Genomic DNA, 2,318 nt, shown 5'->3' on the forward strand with positions numbered 1-2,318 from the left:
CTGTTGAACGAAGCCGCTTTGCGGCAGAAGGAACAAAACTTAAATATCATTCATTCATACTTACTTCCTACATCACTTTTTCGGTGATGCTTAATAGGAGTTTAAGCAATGAATACTTCAGAAAAGCAACACTTTGACCTTTTATATCAACAACATTTAACTAACCTAACACTACAAGGTAAGCGTCCTGCCACTATTGATGCTTACTCTCGTGCCGTGCGTAGGATATCCTCCTTTTTCGATCGTACACCTGATACATTAACCAAAGCTGATTTAAAATACTACTTTGCACAATTGCTGAAAACTCACTCATGGAGCATCATAAAGTTAGATCGTAATGGCTTACAGTTTTTCTATCGATACACTCTTGAGCGCGAATGGGAATGGCTAAGTATTGTCAAACCGCCGCAAGTAAAACGCATTCCAGACATTATTACTAATAAACAAATTGGTTTGCTTATTAGCCACACTTACTCTTTACGTTATCAGGTCTTTTTTCTAGTGCTATACAGTATGGGCTTAAGACTAAGTGAAGCGCTTAGTTTAACCGTGAATGACATTGATAGCCAAATGATGCAAGTTCATATACGAAATGGAAAAGGTGGAAAAGATCGTTTAGTACCATTACCCGAACGTACATTACATGCCTTGCGTTATTACTGGAAAATACATCGTCATCCTGTGTTGTTATTTCCTCGTTTCGGTAAAAAGAAAGAACTCATCGTTGACGACGCCCCCATGGATAAAAGTGGTGTTCAAAAAGCATTGAAAAAAGTAATTTCTGAATTGGGCATTAAGAAGAGCATCAGCCCACACTCATTACGGCACTGTTTTGCAACGCATCTTTTAGAGCAAGGCGTTGACCTGCGTTCCCTACAAATACTCTTAGGTCATAATAATCTCAATACCACTGCAAGATATACACAACTCACAGCACCCAAACAAAAAAACAACGTAGAGGCACTTAATCAATTAACAGATCAATTGCAGATTGATTGGGGGACGTTATGAGTCAATTTATTACATTACTTGAACGCTACCATCAACAATTGGAGCTACATTATGGTGGATTATTGACGCAAGATATCCGCCGTGCAATCACTGATATGTTACATTGTAAGAGTGATCCCACTCGTTACACCCAATGGCATTGCGGGCATTGTCAGTATGATCAACAACATCTTGCATCGTGTGGTAATAGAAGTTGCCCGCAATGTTTGCATCAAACCACATCAAATTGGTTGGCCAAACAAACCGATAAATTATTACCCGTACACTATTTTATGGTGACGTTTACCTTACCCTATGAGTTCAGAATACTTGCTCGAAAACACTCCAAAACCCTATATCAATTAATGTTTAAAGTAACATCGAACTTACTCAAAGATTTTGCATCAAGAGAGGATAAAGGTAGTTTAGGGTTTACCAGCGTACTGCATACACATAACCGCAAAAGAGAATTACATCCTCACCTACATATCATTATTCCCTGTGGGCGCTACGATGCTGGCAAACAACAGTGGCATAAAGGTGATAACCATTATCTATTTAACGCTTTTTCATTGGCGAAAGTGTGGCGAGCAAGGATGCTTGATGCAATTAATCATGCTACAGAGCTAACACTACCCGATGAGATCCCTAAAAAATGGGTCGTTGATTGTCGTAAGGTGGGATTCGGTTTGTCTTCATTACAATACTTATCTCGGTATCTTTATAGAGGTGTTTTACCTGATAAAGACATTATTAAACTAACCGATGAACATGTGACTTTTAGATATAAAGAGGGAAAAACCAATATCATTAAAACGCGCAAACTGCCAGTGCTAAAGTTTTTATGGTTAATTTTACAACATGTATTGCCTAAAGGGCTACAGCGCGTCAGAGATTATGGTTTTTTAAGAGGCAACGCAAAACAGTTAAGGTTAAAGATTTCACTTCTACTTGGAGTCATTGTCGGCAAAGTCTATAAACAACAAAAAGTGATGAAACATGCTGTATGTATTTGCCCATTTTGTCAGTATGAAATGTTCTTTTTAGGCGTGAACCGACTGAGAAACTAATGTGCAGTCACGATTGGTTTTAAGTCTAAAAGAATAAATCTAATACAAAGAGGTGTAATGGCAATTAACTAACATGTAACAGACTGATATAATTACCTTATTAATTGTATCATGACGAAACTCGCCTGAAGAAAAGTACCTGTGTGCCTCAAGCCTACCTTTAAAATCACTATTTACTATAATAAGATGCAATCTCGGATGGGCTTGTTCAACGACCAGATAAGGTGTCGGCTGCGCGACACCTATCCTTGTTTGTTA

2 protein-coding genes are annotated in these 2,318 nt (G+C 38.2%); both read left to right on the top strand.

What is annotated here, in order from left to right; genetic code table 11:
* The first annotated feature begins 108 nt into the window (after positions 1–108).
* Positions 109–1,011 (top strand): site-specific integrase, encoded by a 903-nt coding sequence (locus MT390_RS19615; RefSeq protein ID WP_499442893.1) that lies wholly within the window; start codon positions 109–111, stop codon positions 1,009–1,011.
* Complete coding sequence (locus tag MT390_RS19620) at positions 1,008–2,060, top strand: IS91 family transposase (RefSeq protein ID WP_499442895.1); 1,053 nt, start codon at positions 1,008–1,010, stop codon at positions 2,058–2,060. The genes MT390_RS19615 and MT390_RS19620 overlap by 4 nt, the downstream gene beginning before the upstream one ends.
* Positions 2,061–2,318 lie beyond the last annotated feature (258 nt).

It is taken from the genome of Vibrio sp. 2-Bac 85 (assembly GCF_037546705.1).
Taxonomy (GTDB): Bacteria; Pseudomonadota; Gammaproteobacteria; order Enterobacterales; family Psychromonadaceae; genus Psychromonas.